The organism is Avibacterium sp. 21-594 (assembly GCF_026226815.1).
In the GTDB taxonomy this organism is placed as follows: domain Bacteria; phylum Pseudomonadota; class Gammaproteobacteria; order Enterobacterales; family Pasteurellaceae; genus Avibacterium; species Avibacterium avium.
Genome location: NZ_JAKKOC010000001.1, coordinates 1573570 through 1589243, shown reverse-complemented (window position 1 = coordinate 1589243; position 15674 = coordinate 1573570). Strand labels below are relative to the sequence as shown.

Sequence of the window (15674 nt, the reverse complement as noted above, 5' to 3'; positions counted from 1 at the left end):
GATGTCAAAAAACCGCTATCCAACCATTGTTATTTCAAAGGCCACAGGCCAAGGGAAGTTAAACCAAAGTTGGTTTTTACGGCAAGATGCCTGTAACGAGATGGGGGCGGAAAGGCCGGTGATTGTTCAGCCACCACCTGCAACACCGGCGACGTTTCAGCCATTGATTAATGGTCAAACAACTTTTGAAACCCTGTATGATTTTATCGCTAAGGCAAAACATTCTATCGACATTGCAATTTGGGGTTTTCAACCTTCCATGCTTTTTAAGCGAGATGGGGAATCTCCTTGTATTGGTCGATTATTGATACAAAAAGCCGTAGAAGGCAGAGAGGTTAAGGTTTTAGTATGGAGTATGTGGATAGACGTCCAAACCGTAAAAGGATTGGGCGAGGCTAATTTAGGAAATGCGCCGGGGTTAATGCCTTTCCAGCAAAGAGGTAAAGCATATCAGAGCGAGGCTCAGCGCGCTTATGATTATTGGTGGTATCGTGCGGTGGCGGGCAAGATAGGAGAAAAGGATTTAGCCGAGTTAAACCGATTAAATGAAGTTTATTCGGAAACGGTGTTTAGCGGGGCTTTTACAGAACTTTATGGCTTTAGTTTCAGTGAGTATCGTGTGAAATTGCAAGTGAAAAAACGCAGTGTGAAAAGTCATTTTAATCATTATCCTGAGGCCAGTGCGTTACCTTTTATGAACCGGCTCGTATTGTATGTTTCCCCTTCCCATCATCAAAAGACGGTGCTGATTGATTATATTGACCCACCTAATGCAGTGGGATTTGTATTAGAGCATAATATGCTTGATGAGTATTGGGATGAAAGTAGTCATTACAGCCGCCCCATTGCACCACATACACAACGTAACGCGCCGATACCGTTACAGGATGTCTCTTCTTTAGTAACGGGAAAGGTATTGTGGGATATCAACCATAATTTTTGCCAATCTTGGGATAGAAGTGATAGCCGTAATTTAGTGGGATGGTTTGACCGAGAGGCAAGGGAAGCCTACAACACCTCTTTGGCCTCAGATAGACGAAGAAGTGTGCTAACGCGAGATTCGTTTGCCCCACGTCCTGAGCTGGGTGAATTAATTATGGCACAAATTTTACGCACTTATGATAATCCGAAAGAAGAGCATATCCGAGCAATGTATTTGGAGAATATCAAAAAGGCGAGCCATTTTATTTATACGGAAAACCAATATTTTCGCTGGACAGAATTGGTGCGAGCGTATCAATCCCATTGGCAGCGATTGAAAGACAATGGGCGAGAGGTCAGCCAACCGTTATATTGGTTTGTGGTGACCAATTCCAGTGATGCGGGAATTGGTAGTGGAACCTATAACACCTATCAAATGCTCAAGCTATTGGGGCGAGAGGATGTGTTACCGGGGGTAAGCACCCAATTGGATAGTGACAACACGAATGATGGTGATTATACCAAATATGATGATTATCGAAAGAAAAGACAAGAGCTAGAAGAGCAGCTTGAAACCTTAACTGCACAAGAGGAACGAGGGCAAGGTGGAGAGGCGGTTACCCAGAAAAAAGCAGCAGTTTTAGAGGAATTATCTGCATTAACTGAACAGGAACAACAGGCGATTCAGGCACAATATGAAGAGATGAAACAACTCAAACGCGAAGTCAGTGATGCGGTGGGGATTCGGACGCATATTTGCACGCTAACCTCAATGGATGCGTGGCAAGAGGTGTATATTCATTCGAAAGTTACGATTATTGATGATGTGTTTACCTTCATTGGCTCAGCCAATCTGAATACCCGCAGTATGCAGGTGGATACGGAGTTGGGGATTATTTCCGAATGCCAAGCCGTGGCAAGCCAGTTACGTTATGATTTATGGAATTTGCATACTAATAATCATCTAGAAGCCAATCCCGAAGAGATGAAGAGTTTTAAGAAAACAAAAGAAGTTTTTAGAATCTGGGAAGAATTAATAGAAATTAATTTCAATGCTAAAGCTAAAAATGAACCTCCACAACAACCTTTATGTGAATTTTTACGTTTAACCACTGAAATTTCGAGGTCAGACTAATGAAACAAATAAAAAAACTTGTGTTACTCAGTTTTATGGCCAGCTTGTGTGCGTGCCACACAGCGGTTTCAACCAATAAGGATAAGCCAATGACAACCTCTAACAGCATTTTAGATAACCTCACCTTTGAATGTAAACACGAAGTGCGTCCACCTATTGATAAAGAAGTACATAGCCTCTATGACTACGCACTGTATCATGACCTACACAATATGTGGCGGGGCAAAAAAGGTGATGAGGTCTGGCAGAAGATGGCGGTGTATTACCGTATTGCTGCTTACAATGGTGATTACCAAGCGAATTTACGCCTACAGTGGCTGCTGGAAACCAAACGTGTGGTGGTGAAGAAACCACAAACAGAAGTGTATCACTTAAATAAAGAACTGGAAAAAACTTTACCTGCCACCGCAATGTATAAACTTTACTACCACCTGGATAGCAACTATGGGGTAAAAACTACCCCAGGAGGGAAGTTTGTCTATTTGCGTAAAGCAGCGGATATGGGGAGTAGGGAGGCGCAACTTAATCTAGGACAGACATTAGCATTAATTAAAGATGATGCCACACTAAAATTTCGTCTAGATTTAAGAGAGCAATTACTGAAATGTGCAACAACGCAGGGGCAAGGTGAGGCCGCAAAGTGGTTAGGAATTTATTATGAATCTGATAAAAAATATCAAGAAGCAATTCAAGCCTATCATCAAGGTGTAAAATCGGGCAATCAGCAATCTGCATTTAAACTATACCAAGGATTTGATAAAAGCAAGAAGCATCGCCTAAATGCGGGAATTATCCAAGATCTTGAACGATCAAAACGCTATGAAATGATTGGCGATTATTTATTTGATTATGATTTTCTAAAACCCACCGTTCCCGATCTTGATGAAATTGTGCCTTTACCCCCTGCCAAACTTCCCCCTTGGGACGGCAAAATTGCCTTTCAACGTTGGTTTGAAGGCCCATCACCACAAAAACCCAGTGATGAGCTAATGCAAAAACTGGCTGAAAAAGCAGGGCTTGATTGGCAAACTGGATTGCCGTTGAAAAAATAAGGAAAAAACCACCGCACTTTTCATTGAGGGCAGAAATAAAAGTGCGGTGGAAAATTAAGGCGGATTTATGGTTTTTGTTTAAGCATCACTGTTCTATTTTTATCCTAATGTAGCGAGGTTAGATTAATGAAATCAATCAAAAAACTTGTATTACTCAGTCTTATTGCCAGCTTGTGTGCGTGTCACACAGTGGCCTCAACCAGTAAGGATAAGCCGATGCAAAAAACCAACAGCATTTTAGATAATCTCACTTTTGAATGTAAACATGAAGTGCGTCCGCCTATTGATAAAGAAGTACATAGCCTCTATGACTATGCCCTTTATCATGATTTACACAATATGTGGAGGGGCAAGAAAGGTGATGAGGTCTGGCAGAAGATGGCCGTGTATTACCGTATTGCAGCCTATAATGGCGATTATCAGGCGAACTTACGCTTGCAATGGTTATTGGAAACCAAACGTGTGGTGGTGAAGAAACCACAAACAGAAGTGTATCACTTAAATAAAGAACTGGAAAAAACTTTACCTGCCACCGCAATGTATAAACTTTACTATCATCTTGATAGCAACTATGGGGTAAAAACTAGCCCAGGGGGGGAAGTTTGCTTATCTGCGTAAAGCAGCGGATATGGGGAGTCGGGATGCACAATACGAGATTGGGCAAATATTAATTCGAATACAAGATGACGCTACGTTTTTATTTAGAAAGCAACTAAGGGAACAATTTTTAAGCTGTGCAACTCATCAAGGTCAAGGAGAGGCAGCAGAATGGCTGGGAATCCGCTATAGAGCAGAACAAAGATATGAAGAAGCTATTCAAGCTCATCATCAAGGAGTCAAAGCGGGCAATCAACCATCTACATTTCGTTTATCCCTTGGATTTAGAGAAACTGATCTTAAAGATTCGTATTATCTAGGTGGTAAAATAGATCTAGAACGAGCCACACGCTATAAGATGATCGATGATTATTTATTTAAATACTACTTTTTAAAACCCACCGTCCCTGACCTTGATGAAATCGTTCCCTTACCCCCAGCCAAACTTCCATCTTGGGACGGTAAAATCGCTTTTCAACGTTGGTTTGAAGGCCCTTCACCGCAAAAACCAAGTGATGAGCTAATGCAAAAACTCGCTGAAAACGCAGGGCTGGATTGGCAGACAGGTCTTCCGTTGAAAAAATAAGGGGGAAACTACCGCACTTTTTATTGAGAGCAGAAAAAAGTGCGGTGGAAAATTAAGGTGGATTTATGGTTTTTGTTTAAGCATCACTGTTCTATTTTTATCCTAATGTAGCGAGGTCAGACTAATGAAACCAATCAAAAAACTTGTATTACTCAGTCTTATTGCCAGCTTGTGTGCGTGTCACACAGTGGCCTCAACCAGTAAGGATACGCCAATGCAAAAAAACAACAGTATTTTAGATAACCTCACCTTTGAATGTAAACATGAAGTGCGTCCACCTATTGATAAAGAAGTACATAGCCTCTATGACTATGCCCTTTATCATGATTTACACAATATGTGGCGGGGCAAAAAAGGCGATGAGGTCTGGCAAAATATGGCCGTGTATTACCGTATTGCTGCCTATAATGGCGATTATCAAGCGAATTTACGCCTACAGTGGCTGCTGGAAACCAAACGTGTGGTGGTGAAGAAACCACAAACAGAAGTGTATCACTTAAATAAAGAGTTAGAAAAAACTTTACCTGCCACCGCAATGTATAAACTTTACTATCATCTTGATAGCAACTATGGGGTAAAAACTACCTCAGGGGGGAAGTTTGCGTATTTACGAAAAGCAGCGGATATGGGGAGTCGAGATGCACAATATGATATAGGACAGCTTTTAGCGTTGTTTAATGATAAAAATACCTTGCGATTTAGGTTAGACCTGCGGGAACAATTATTAAAATGTGCAGCGATGCAAGGACAGGCAGATGCGGCTAGATGGTTAGCAATATCTTATGATAATGATAAAAATTATAAAGATGCAATCCAGATGTACCATCAAGGTGTAAAAGCAGGAAACAAATTATCGGCACTTAGTTTAGCTGAAGGATTTAAAGTACATGAACCAGGAGAATATATGTATTTGGGAGGGAATATAGATCTTGAACGTTCAACGCGTTATCAAATGATCAAAAGCTATCTTTCTAAATATTATTTCCTAAATCCCACTGTTCCCGACCTTGATGAAATCGTTCCCTTACCCCCAGCCAAACTCCCACCTTGGGACGGTAAAATCGCTTTCCAACGTTGGTTTGAAGGCCCTTCACCACAAAAACCAAGCGATGAGTTAATGCAAAAACTCGCTGAAAAAGCAGGGCTAGATTGGCAAACTGGATTGCCGTTGAAAAAATAAGGAAACCATTATTTTATCTGCACCTCAAAAGTTGAACTAAGAGGCAATTTATTAAGGTGCAGATTTTTGTTAAAACATTGTGCTAGTTTTTATTCATTCTTAATTGAATTAGGTTTTCTCTAACTTGATTAATATTATCTGGGGTAAAGAATCCTTCGATGTTTTTCCAAATTGAATGGAATCCATACGGCCCTTCAATCATTTCTCGTTTTGCTTCGTTAGGCTCCCAATTTTGATATATGATTCGATACATAGCAGAAATTAGACCTGTACGATCTGCGCCATGATAACAATGCACTAATACCGCACCTTGATTTTGTGCTTGTTCAATTTCCCATAGTACATTAGCGACTTCTTTAGGCGTTATTGCCCAAGAAAGTAATGGTGTATTGATAAGTTTTAAATTGGTATGCTGAAAAGCGTTCCTGTCTTCATTACGATCAAAGAAACGTAAATTGACAATGGTTTTTATATTGTATTTTTGAATTAAATCATAGTTTTCTGAGGTGAGTTGCTCACTACGAAATAATTTATTATCTATGTTATAAAGGTTTGTGTCTTGGTTTTGTAATGTGGCCCAATGCTGTGTATTCTGCGGTATTTCCGTGGGCGTTGTTGTACAGGAAGAAATAAGTAACATTGGAATAATTATATAAAAATTTTTCATAGATATACTTTAGAACCTAATTTAGTTTATTTTTTTTACCTTAGTTAAAGGTAGCTTATATAGAAGTTTTAACTTCTACAATATTGTTTAATACTCAACAAATCATATTGATAATTCTTATTTCCCCCAATTCGGCAGTGTTGTCGGTTTATATGGTACAACTTTGTAACGTGATTTATCTGGGGCTGGATCATCTACCCGTATTATGGCTAGATTTCCCCACTTATTGGGATAACGTGCGTGTTCATCGTAATTCTCACTATTTACACAAAAATAAAAGTGGTATTCCTCCTTTCCAATAACACGTTCAAAACGATAAATCGCGTAGCATCTATCTCTACCAATATATTTCTCTTCATCAATGCCGTATATTCTTTGATCTTTGGGTGATAAATCGAGAAATAAGAATTTTTCTTTAAACGTTAAATTAAATTCTTCAAAATCACTGTCTAAAAAGTGGGTTGCTTGCCCATAATTATCGTTCCAGATTCTTATTTCGGCAAAATCCCAATATTTTTTATTGAAGCGTTTGTTAACTTGGCTACCGTATATGCCTTCAACAAAAATTTCTTTATTGCCTTCACGTCTTTTTTCGAAGGTGTGATAGTTAAAAATCTCTCCATATCGAATGGGCGAAAAGAATTTTTTAGGCAGAACTTCCCCGCCTTCAAAAGGCGTGCCTAATTTAGCGATCTCGCCTGCTATGCTAGATTTTTGACCAAGAACATTTAAGCTACTCCAAATTAATTTTTTAACAATAGCAATATCCTGTGGTGTAAATTGGTAGGTGTGTTTAGGGGTTATATGATAGATACGAATATATTCCTTATTTATATCCTCGTTAGAAGAGGACTTGGCAGAGCAGGTGATATAAATAAGGCAGCAACAGAAGTTTACTAAAGCTTTTCTAAGTAGATTCATCGTGTTTTCTCCAGTTCCCAGAAGATATCATACGGTTGTTTGTTATCTCGAATGGCGGTAATAAATTCATCCCAAAACTTTTTTGTTATATATTCATCCCCTTTATCTATTACTTTTCGTCCAATAAGTTCATTCTTGGCTTCATATTCTTGCATTTGGTCATAAAACGCATAAGGATTAATCGCGTGGATATGCCCTGTCATCACAGCACTTCTTCCCCAAGGTAAATCAGGCAAAATATTTGCAATGGCATCATACCTTACCACTTTTGCACAGGTATAATTGTTTGCAATATTATAATATTGCTCTCGTTGTTTTATTCCGTTTCTGATTCGTACTACATTTTTATAAATGGCTTCATACTGTGCTTCGGTAATTTTTAATTGAAACAAGGTGACTTTTTCGGATATTCGGTAGTCAGCGGTCGCTATTCCATAAGCACGATTGAAGTCCTTTCCGAGCTCATAGCCGACCTGAGCGGCAGGATAAGGGGCTAACATTTGATTAATTTGATAATATTCAAAGGTTCTAATAAGAAATTTATCATTTTAAAATCTTGTAAAATAAGATCATTAGCAAGCTCAGATAAATATATCCCATAACTATATAGCATAGGATGAAATGTATTAAAAAAAATATAAAACCAGAATTAAAATAATAAAAAGACATAATAAAACAGGATAGAAATAGACAAATAATTGGGCAAACTATGAAAAATAAATATTTCTTAGTGTGGAAAAATGTTCTTATCAAAAACCATAAGGTAAAAGAAAGAATGTAATATAAATATATTCCTTGATAGTCTACAACTCTAGAATATCTAAAACCTCCTGTACAGACATATAACAGAAAGAAAGTAATTATAGCGAACCATTCAGCATTTTGTTTAAGAAAGATATTGTTCATTTTTCTTTTATTCTTTTGGAAGCCCATCTAAAAACCTATGTACGTCTAATTTTCCTCTATTGATATAGTCTAGCATATTTTCTCTTATAGTTTTTTCATCCTCATATTCAGAAGAATCAGGATCTTCATCTATATAGTTAATCTTTTTAGAGATAAAGTCTAAGTATTGTTTTTTTATGTTAGATGATGAATATAATTTTAAACAGGAATTAAGGTCGTTGTGGAAATATTTATCCAGCATAACTCCTTTTTTTGGAAAGATAACATCTTTTTCAATAATAATATATTTTTCCAGTAATTTATTACTTTTAAATAATCTAGGGAGGGGATAAAGGTTATTATAAAGATGTATATATTCATTAGTAAATAATGAGTTCTTTTCCATTCCTATTCTTACATCAAGACAATGTAATGTCCCTAAATATTGGAATTGCTCCAAAGCTAACTCGTCATTAGAAAGTTTCTCTTTTACTTGTGTAAGCAAGTTGGATGCATTGCTATTATTTATAATAAAAAATAAAAGTGTTAATAAAAGCTTTTTGTTTGGCATATCATCTTAACTCTAAAAATAAAATTTGTTCTTTAGTATTTTTACTAATGAGCATACGGCATAAATTATTATTTTTCTAAACTTTCAACAAAATCAGACAGCTCTTTTGATTTATAAAAACTAATGCATTGTAAGAATATATCATTAGCTATAATATCTTTTCTTTCCTCCATGTGAATTATATATTTTTGTTTATGAAATTCATTCGTTTTTTGAGTTACAAAATTCATTAAATCATATATTTCCTGTACCGAATGATTTTCGGATAACTTAGAAGCATCATTTAATTCAATGCCAAGCTCTTTGTAGTTTATAGTTAAACATAGTTTTAAAGCATAATCTCTAAAGTCTAAAAATACCTCTTTTTCTTTAGCAAAGCAGGGTACGCTTAAAAACAAAAATAATAGAATAAGTCTCATTTTAACTCCTTTCTATAATATTACTCCTTTAGGAATCTAAGAATAGACTTTATGTATATATGTTGTTTATATAGTTTCAATTTTTTATTTTAATATAAGTCTTCGATATAAATAACAAAACAGAGATAAAAAATAATAAAAAATATTCAAGATATATCGAAATAACCTCTCTTTCTATGTTCGATTTAAATGAGTTAGTGGCATTTATGAAAGCCCATCCGCCAATTAATATAGAGAGCGTGATTAAAGATAAGAAAATAAAATATTTTCTTCTTTTTGAAAAAAACTAAAAAGAAAGTGAATTGACAGAATATGATTGCAAGAATAAAAAAAAGAAAATATCCTCTTGTAAAGGGTGTGATCCATAGTTTCATCAACGAATATACTATATTTTATATTTAGGTTGATATCGATTATTATTAATGCAAAAAAAATGGCAAGGATTGTAAATAGTATGTATTTCATATTTCATCTCTTTTTAGTTGAAGTAGGACTTTATTTGTGATGTGAAGTCACTAATGTTAGTTGAGGATATTTTTCTAGTCTCCATAAAGTTTCCTAATTCTAATGGTGCAATGATTCCTTCTATTTTGTATCTATATTCTATATTATCGGAAGAGTCTTTTAATTCAATGTTAAATATGTTTGTGCCAGCATACTTTAATGAGTCAATAGTAACTGTTGTGCAGTTTCTATAAAATAAATTATATTTACTAATAACCTTTCCATATTTTTTCCATATCTCTTTTTTGTTAGAGTTATTAGGTGTTTCATTACTATTATTCCACAAGTCCTCAAAGAAAGTTATGTTTTTATCTAATGAGACATCATTGATTTTATATATTTTATAATTTTGGGGCTGTAGTAGATTAGCCCTAAATTTCACACTATTTTCGCAATATTTTTAACTGCTCTTTTGGTGTCCCAAAGTTAAACCGAAATTCACATTCCTTCAAGAATAAAGGAAAGTTTTTTCGGTTAATTCCATTATATTTTCGGAGTATCCGCTTCGCCTGATTCCAAAAACTTTCAATGCCATTAATATGATTTTGTTTCACCGCAAATAGCTCGGAATGATTGATTCGTTCGTGGTGAAATTCACTCACATCAAGCGCATCATAACTGCGATAAGTGTCCGTATAAACCCAGCTATCAGGCTTGATTTTTCTTTTAATAACAGGGAGTAATGTTTCACTCTTGGTGTTTTCAACTACAACAGTAAATACCTTTCCTTGTCGTTTTAGTAACCCAAAAACAGCAACTTTTCCAGCCGCTCCTCGTCCTCGTTTTCCCTTTCGATGACCACCAAAATAGCTTTCGTCTAGTTCAATTTCCCCCTCAAAAATCTCGTTAACTTCAAGGGATAAATGATAGCCAATCACAAGCCTGATTTTATGGTAGAACAAAGCGGCTGTATTCGGTTGAATATCTAGCAAATTTGCTGCTGTTCTTGCAGTAACTTCTGCGACAAAAAACTCAAGCAGTTTTTTCTGTATGGATTTCTTTAATTTACAATATGTTATCTTCATTTTTGTAGTATAGCATTGTTGCTAATCTACTACAGCCCCCTTTATTTTTTCTTTGGGTTGTAATGATTTTTCATAAAGAGTAATAATGGATTAAGTATAAGTATCAATGCCTCGACATATAAGTTATCAATGATATATTTTATTGTGGGTATGGATTGATTGCTTTTTATGCTTAATAAAAATAATGCCATTAAAATAGTATAGTAAATAAAAATAAGCACCTCAATAGATAAAATAAAAAGTATTAATTTTCTATTTACTAAGCAAATAAATCCCATTATTGAGTATAACACGAATAGCTTTGAGATTTGAGAAACTATACCTCTTAGTTTTGATAGATTTTCAAATGAAAGATTACTAATGTAAAGAAAGTCATCCCCTATTCTTATATTAATATCTACATAGGTGAGTATGTTATATAAGTATAAAAAAACAAGCATCGCAGTTATTATTTTTTTCATGGTTTTCACCCTGGAAATAGAGTTAGCTTCATATATTGCGTTATGTTTTTTACTATTGCAGAATTATTGCTGTTCTCCAAATAATTTTGTAATCCAGCAGGTGTAAGAAGTATACTCCAAAGTGGCTCTTCTGTTTTATTTAAGTTAGAGAATAAGTTGCTACCCGCTTTTTCAATAGTATCAATTGTAATAGTTGTACAATTCCTATTGTATACAGCATAAGTATCAATGACATGCCCTTTTGTTATCCATAAATTTTTAATCTTAGGATTATCTTTAAATTTTTCGGGGTTATTCGGTTTTTCATTACTTCTACTCCATTCAAAATTTAAGATACTAAGCACTTTACAAGGGGTAATGTCCAATATTTTATAGACAGAACAAAGACTATCATGTTTACTACTTTTCATATATAGTATAGCTTCACAATCCTCGAATTTTCCTAAAACTCCCTCTCCTGTAATTTTCCAGAAATCAACATCATCGTATCTTCCATATGTATAAACAGTTATATGATTATCAATACTAGTCATAATGTAAGCATGTCCCCATCCTTCCGTTTCAACCCACACATACACTCCATCAGGAATTCTTCTCGTGATTTGAACTTTAACAATGCTCTTAGTCGGGTCCTGTGTAAATGTTCCAACGGTTGTCTTTTTCTCTTTTTCCATTATTTCCAACTCCAATGATCATTTTCTACTTCATCAATATGTAACCGAATTTCAGCTTCAGCAGATTGTCCACTAAAATAGACAGGTGTTAATCCATTTTCATCCGTTATTCCTTTTTGTTCGCCTTCTGGTAATTTAATTGAAAAAGGGGTATTTGGGTAAGGCCTTCCTTCATCATCTAATAGATGGAACTGGAGCCTATAGAGCGGTTTTAATTCCCCGGTATTATCCGGCACTTGCAACTCCTTCTCCTGCATTCCAATATGCACGCCATCCAACCAAATGCCTTCTTCATTCATCAAAATCGTGTTTTTACCAAAGCGAAGGAGAATTTTTTCATTGTCCATCGTCAGGCTGGTTTGTTTGCCCACTTCAAGCTCAATACGGTCGTGTGCCGCGTTGAAAATCTCTTTAGCTTGAATGGCTTTAAGTAAGCTGATGGTTTCAAGGTTGTTTCCCGCTAAGACGGTTTTGATGTCATTACCAGTGGTGATTTGGGTGGTTCTGCCTTGGTCAATTTGAGTACGTTGGCTACCGTTAACCGTTAAAGTTCGGTGGTTTTTGATGTGATTTTTTTGGTCATGTTCAACCAGTGTGGTCATATCCCGCTGGGCATGCATTTCAAATAATTCTCGGTTCGCGGCATCCTCAAAGAGAATGCTGTTGTAACCTTCCCCTTTGTAGGTTTTTGATTTAATGTGCATTTGGGTATAGGTGGCAGGCAGATTACCCGGAGGAATTTGTAGCTCATTATACACGCGTCCAATAATCAGCGGTTGGTCTGGGTCGCCTTCTAAAAAGCTCACCACCACTTCTTGCCCAACACGCGGAATGGCGAGCATCCCCCAGTTTTGCCCCGCCCAAGGTTGAGCAACACGCACCCAGCAAGAACTTCTGGAATCGTTGAATTCCCCTTTATCCCAATGAAATTTCACTTTAACCCGGCCTTGGTAATCCGTGAAAATTTCTTCCCCTTTGGGGCCAGTGACTACCGCAGTTTGTGTGCCACAGATTTGTGGTTTTTGAGGGAAATTACTACGGAAAGTTTTTTCCGGAGAAAGACATTCAAAACGATTAGTGATAAAGGTGGTGTTTTCACGTTGGCTAAAATGGCTTTCCTCTTCTAAGGCTTGCGGTTGTTCGCCATGATGTTGAATGTAAGTTAATTGCCAAGGCTGATTGAAGTCAGCACGAGGGTGGCGATGAATGTGTAAGAGCTGACCTATCCTTAAAGCAGGGTGATTACTTTCTCCCTCGCCCGTATGGGCATCACGGCGTAAACTGTCGAGACGATATTGGGCAAAGCGTTCGCCACTGTCATTTTTATAGCGGCCAGGGTAGTCGTAGTAAGGGTAGTCTCCTTGGAATTGAATCTCTTCTTGTGTGCCTTGTAAGCCATATTCCGCATTCCAGTTTGGTTTTTTGAAGGTGTAATCTTTTAATAACACTTCAGAAGGACGGATTTGTTCGGTCCATTGGAAGGTGCGGAGATGAGGGGCTTGGCGTAATACGGTAGGATTGGCATTATAGTCAAGGGAGAGGGTATCTTCCTTGGATAAACGATGGGCATCATCGTAAATAAAGAGCCGGTCAATTTGATTATGTTCATCTTCCGTACAAAAGAAAAACAAGCCTTCTTCACCGATAATCCGTTGGAAAAATTCATAATCGGTTTCGCGGTATTGCACACAATATTCCCGTCTTGTGCGGTAGGCGATATCAATGGTGTGAAAAAGCACATCGGAATCGCTCAGCAGGGTTTTTAAGATATCTTCAATGCTGGTATGTTGGAAAATACGAGAGCGTCTTTTTTGGGTTAATCGCCAGAGATGAGGGGAGAGGGTAAAGTGATAAAAGGTATAGCGTTCACCGGTTTTACCGAGTTTGATTTGTGTTACGATACCGGAGATATTCCGTTGTCGCTCACCATCTTGCCAGATGGAAAGGGTTGCTGCGCAGTCGAGTAGTGAACCAAATGGACGCTGGTTATGTTGTGTTGCCGCGACAATGGAGAGTTTAAAGAGGGAATTATAGCCTTCTTCGAAATCGAATTTGACAACACGGAAGGTGTCAGGCGGCAGTTGTGCTACTTCGAGGGTGAAGTGGAGATCGTTAGCAACGGAGAAGGTTGGTATTTTAGTCTCATTTCGGTACATAGGATACCCTTTTCATTGATATGCAATGGTTCATTTATCTTGATAATATAAATGAACTTAGGTGAATTCACAATTAATGAAAAGGAGATTTTCTTGGTATGCTGACAAAAGCGCAGTAGTTTTTCGCCTATTGCTTAATACTCAACAAATCATATTGAAATTGATAATTCTTATTGCCCCCAATTTGGTAAAGTTTTTGCTTTGTATGGCACAATTTTATAATTAGGTGATTTTGGCTCATCTAACCGTTCAATCACAATTTTTCCAAATCGATAAGGGTATTTATCCGTTTCTTGGTAATTATTGCGGCTCACACAAAAATCAAATTGGAGATGGGCTTTTTCATCTTTGCGTTCAAATCGATAAATTGCATAGCAATTGTTTTCCTCTTCCTCAAAACGTGCAGGCTCTCTGAGGCTATAGGCAGAATATCCTGCTAGATATTTATTAGTATCATTAGTAAGTAATTCTTTTAAAAAATATTTATGCTTAAACACAAGATGAAAGTCATTAAAATCTTTTTGAGTAAACTCTGAGTTCATTGCCATTTTTTCTGCAACAGGGAATATAGTCGCGGTTTTCCAGTATTTTTTATCTTTTTTCTTAAAGTATACACTGTAACGTCCGGAAACTCCTTTATGCTCTTTAATTGGATCTTGAAAAATGTAGTAGTAATAGATTTTTCCATTTTTTATAGGAGCAAAGAGTTTCTTGGGGCTATCTTCTCCTCCTTTAAACGAATAATTTAGCTTATTTAAAACAGAATAGATATTTCCATCTTCTAAAACATTAATAGAGCATTGAAGGAAAAATATAAAATCTTCTACATTTTTTCGTGTAAACTTATAAGTTTTGATTTTTCTTATTTGTTCTGCGTTGATATATTTTTCATATAAATCCTCTTTTTCATTTTTTAATTTTTTCTCGATGGGGACACTATGCCATGATATAAATAATAGAAGGAGTCCAAATAATATTTTTTTCATTTTCTTACTCCCTTTTCTAAAATAATGTCCTTTGGCATCTTGGATGATATCAGTTTCTTGTGATTTCCATTTCTAATTTCCTCAATGAAATTACTCCATTCATCCTCTGTTTTATCTGCCATGTCAATAACAAATTCTCTGACAAACCTTACTTTCTTCTTATACTCCTGCATTTGTTCATAAAAAGCATAAGGATTAATTGCCTGAATATGTCCTGTCATCACAGCACTTCTTCCCCAAGGTAAGTCAGGTAAAATATTTGCAATCGCATCATCCCTTACCACTTTTGCGCAAGTATGATTATCAAAAATATTATAAAAACGTTCTCCTTGTTCTATTTCTTTTTTTATTCTCTCCACATTTTTATAAATCGCTTCATACTGTTTTTCAGTGATTTTTAATTTAAATAAGAATGTTTTTTCTGGTATCCGATATTCAGAGGTCCCTCTTCCATAAGCACGACTAATGTTGTGTCCTATTTTATAGCCTGATTGGGCGACAGGCTGCTTGGCTAATATTTGATTAATCTGTTCTTCGTCAGGGAGTTGATGGGCTTTTCTATATTCATCTAATCGTTCAGCATCATTAACTAAAGGCCCAACACTTAAGAAAATCGTAGCATTTAGGTTTTTAACTAAATACATAAATGCATGTCCTGGGTCAGTTAATGCATTATGAAACGGAATTTCTAGCCCGATATCTCCCACAACATCATCCTCTATAGAGATTTTTTTATAAGCGGATCGTTGAGGCTTATTATCTTCCTCTTGATTTTGTTTCATTTCCTCTTCAAAATTAGGGTTAGTTAAAGGTGATTTATTGACCTCAAAGCCAAGTACAAGAAAATAAGCATCTTCAGCGTGTATCGTATAGCTGTTATTTTCAATGGGCTGTGTCTTGCTTTTTGTAATAATAGGAGTAATCATTTATTGTT

Annotated in this window: 16 protein-coding genes; 5 read left to right on the top strand and 11 right to left on the bottom strand. The window is 36.3% G+C overall.

Translation table 11 applies throughout. The features are described 5' to 3' along the window. Nucleotide 1 precedes the first annotated feature (1 nt). From L5B76_RS07535 to L5B76_RS07515, 5 genes are all read left to right on the top strand, one after another. Nucleotides 2–2056, top strand: coding sequence for a phospholipase D-like domain-containing protein (locus tag L5B76_RS07535; RefSeq protein WP_265754899.1), 2055 nt, complete (start codon nucleotides 2–4; stop codon nucleotides 2054–2056). Next, nucleotides 2056–3108 carry an SEL1-like repeat protein gene (locus tag L5B76_RS07530; protein WP_265754898.1) on the top strand — a complete coding sequence of 351 codons (1053 nt, stop codon included), beginning with the start codon at nucleotides 2056–2058 and terminating at the stop codon, nucleotides 3106–3108. Before L5B76_RS07535 ends, L5B76_RS07530 begins: the two co-directional genes overlap by 1 nt. Before the next feature lie 126 nt (nucleotides 3109–3234). Further along, on the top strand, nucleotides 3235–3726 hold the full coding sequence (locus tag L5B76_RS07525) for a hypothetical protein (RefSeq protein ID WP_265754896.1): 492 nt from the start codon (nucleotides 3235–3237) through the stop codon (nucleotides 3724–3726). Nucleotides 3727–3736: 10 nt separating this feature from the next. After that, the gene (locus L5B76_RS07520) at nucleotides 3737–4291 is read left to right on the top strand and encodes a DUF6396 domain-containing protein (protein ID WP_265754895.1); all 555 of its coding nucleotides are present in this window, start codon (nucleotides 3737–3739) and stop codon (nucleotides 4289–4291) included. Between the two features lie 214 nt (nucleotides 4292–4505). Next, the gene (locus L5B76_RS07515; RefSeq protein WP_265754894.1) at nucleotides 4506–5471 is read left to right on the top strand and encodes an SEL1-like repeat protein; all 966 of its coding nucleotides are present in this window, start codon (nucleotides 4506–4508) and stop codon (nucleotides 5469–5471) included. Between the two features lie 82 nt (nucleotides 5472–5553). Here the strand turns inward: L5B76_RS07515 and L5B76_RS07510 are convergent, their stop codons facing one another. From L5B76_RS07510 to L5B76_RS07460, 11 genes are all read right to left on the bottom strand, one after another. Next, nucleotides 5554–6138 carry a tyrosine-protein phosphatase gene (locus L5B76_RS07510; RefSeq protein ID WP_265754893.1) on the bottom strand — a complete coding sequence of 195 codons (585 nt, stop codon included), beginning with the start codon at nucleotides 6136–6138 and terminating at the stop codon, nucleotides 5554–5556. Nucleotides 6139–6255: 117 nt separating this feature from the next. Next, on the bottom strand, nucleotides 6256–7059 hold the full coding sequence (locus L5B76_RS07505; RefSeq protein WP_265754892.1) for a hypothetical protein: 804 nt from the start codon (nucleotides 7057–7059) through the stop codon (nucleotides 6256–6258). Next, nucleotides 7056–7559, bottom strand: coding sequence for a hypothetical protein (locus tag L5B76_RS07500; protein ID WP_265754891.1), 504 nt, complete (start codon nucleotides 7557–7559; stop codon nucleotides 7056–7058). The genes L5B76_RS07505 and L5B76_RS07500 overlap by 4 nt, the downstream gene beginning before the upstream one ends. Nucleotides 7560–7972: 413 nt before the next feature. Continuing rightward, nucleotides 7973–8515, bottom strand: a complete 543-nt coding sequence (locus tag L5B76_RS07495; RefSeq protein WP_265754890.1) for a hypothetical protein — start codon at nucleotides 8513–8515, stop codon at nucleotides 7973–7975. Nucleotides 8516–8583: 68 nt separating this feature from the next. Next, nucleotides 8584–8934 (bottom strand): hypothetical protein, encoded by a 351-nt coding sequence (locus L5B76_RS07490; protein WP_250349975.1) that lies wholly within the window; start codon nucleotides 8932–8934, stop codon nucleotides 8584–8586. Nucleotides 8935–9412: 478 nt separating this feature from the next. Further along, nucleotides 9413–9820 carry a hypothetical protein gene (locus L5B76_RS07485; protein WP_250349988.1) on the bottom strand — a complete coding sequence of 136 codons (408 nt, stop codon included), beginning with the start codon at nucleotides 9818–9820 and terminating at the stop codon, nucleotides 9413–9415. A gap of 1 nt (nucleotide 9821) precedes the next feature. Continuing rightward, nucleotides 9822–10463: an IS1595 family transposase gene (locus L5B76_RS07480; RefSeq protein ID WP_250349989.1), complete on the bottom strand. Its 642-nt coding sequence runs from the start codon at nucleotides 10461–10463 to the stop codon at nucleotides 9822–9824. A gap of 466 nt (nucleotides 10464–10929) precedes the next feature. After that, entirely contained in the window at nucleotides 10930–11598 is a 669-nt protein-coding gene (locus L5B76_RS07475) for a hypothetical protein (protein WP_250349990.1), read from the bottom strand. Continuing rightward, the gene (locus L5B76_RS07470; RefSeq protein WP_265754889.1) at nucleotides 11598–13754 is read right to left on the bottom strand and encodes a type VI secretion system Vgr family protein; all 2157 of its coding nucleotides are present in this window, start codon (nucleotides 13752–13754) and stop codon (nucleotides 11598–11600) included. The genes L5B76_RS07475 and L5B76_RS07470 overlap by 1 nt, the downstream gene beginning before the upstream one ends. A 170-nt stretch (nucleotides 13755–13924) precedes the next feature. Beyond that, on the bottom strand, nucleotides 13925–14740 hold the full coding sequence (locus L5B76_RS07465; protein ID WP_265754888.1) for a hypothetical protein: 816 nt from the start codon (nucleotides 14738–14740) through the stop codon (nucleotides 13925–13927). Continuing rightward, complete coding sequence (locus tag L5B76_RS07460; protein ID WP_265754887.1) at nucleotides 14737–15666, bottom strand: hypothetical protein; 930 nt, start codon at nucleotides 15664–15666, stop codon at nucleotides 14737–14739. The genes L5B76_RS07465 and L5B76_RS07460 overlap by 4 nt, the downstream gene beginning before the upstream one ends. Between the last annotated feature and the right edge of the window lie 8 nt (nucleotides 15667–15674).

What these genes read in the sequence shown, in the direction of transcription:
- L5B76_RS07480 (WP_250349989.1), bottom strand. Translation starts at nt 10,463, where the DNA reads ATGAAGATAACATATTGTAAATTAAAGAAATCCATACAGAAAAAACTG.
- L5B76_RS07530 (WP_265754898.1), top strand. Translation starts at nt 2,056, where the DNA reads ATGAAACAAATAAAAAAACTTGTGTTACTCAGTTTTATGGCCAGCTTG.
- L5B76_RS07475 (WP_250349990.1), bottom strand. Translation starts at nt 11,598, where the DNA reads ATGGAAAAAGAGAAAAAGACAACCGTTGGAACATTTACACAGGACCCG.
- L5B76_RS07525 (WP_265754896.1), top strand. Translation starts at nt 3,235, where the DNA reads ATGAAATCAATCAAAAAACTTGTATTACTCAGTCTTATTGCCAGCTTG.
- L5B76_RS07520 (WP_265754895.1), top strand. Translation starts at nt 3,737, where the DNA reads ATGGGGAGTCGGGATGCACAATACGAGATTGGGCAAATATTAATTCGA.
- L5B76_RS07490 (WP_250349975.1), bottom strand. Translation starts at nt 8,934, where the DNA reads ATGAGACTTATTCTATTATTTTTGTTTTTAAGCGTACCCTGCTTTGCT.
- L5B76_RS07460 (WP_265754887.1), bottom strand. Translation starts at nt 15,666, where the DNA reads ATGATTACTCCTATTATTACAAAAAGCAAGACACAGCCCATTGAAAAT.
- L5B76_RS07515 (WP_265754894.1), top strand. Translation starts at nt 4,506, where the DNA reads ATGCAAAAAAACAACAGTATTTTAGATAACCTCACCTTTGAATGTAAA.
- L5B76_RS07470 (WP_265754889.1), bottom strand. Translation starts at nt 13,754, where the DNA reads ATGTACCGAAATGAGACTAAAATACCAACCTTCTCCGTTGCTAACGAT.
- L5B76_RS07535 (WP_265754899.1), top strand. Translation starts at nt 2, where the DNA reads ATGTCAAAAAACCGCTATCCAACCATTGTTATTTCAAAGGCCACAGGC.
- L5B76_RS07505 (WP_265754892.1), bottom strand. Translation starts at nt 7,059, where the DNA reads ATGAATCTACTTAGAAAAGCTTTAGTAAACTTCTGTTGCTGCCTTATT.
- L5B76_RS07510 (WP_265754893.1), bottom strand. Translation starts at nt 6,138, where the DNA reads ATGAAAAATTTTTATATAATTATTCCAATGTTACTTATTTCTTCCTGT.
- L5B76_RS07465 (WP_265754888.1), bottom strand. Translation starts at nt 14,740, where the DNA reads ATGAAAAAAATATTATTTGGACTCCTTCTATTATTTATATCATGGCAT.
- L5B76_RS07495 (WP_265754890.1), bottom strand. Translation starts at nt 8,515, where the DNA reads ATGCCAAACAAAAAGCTTTTATTAACACTTTTATTTTTTATTATAAAT.
- L5B76_RS07500 (WP_265754891.1), bottom strand. Translation starts at nt 7,559, where the DNA reads ATGTTAGCCCCTTATCCTGCCGCTCAGGTCGGCTATGAGCTCGGAAAG.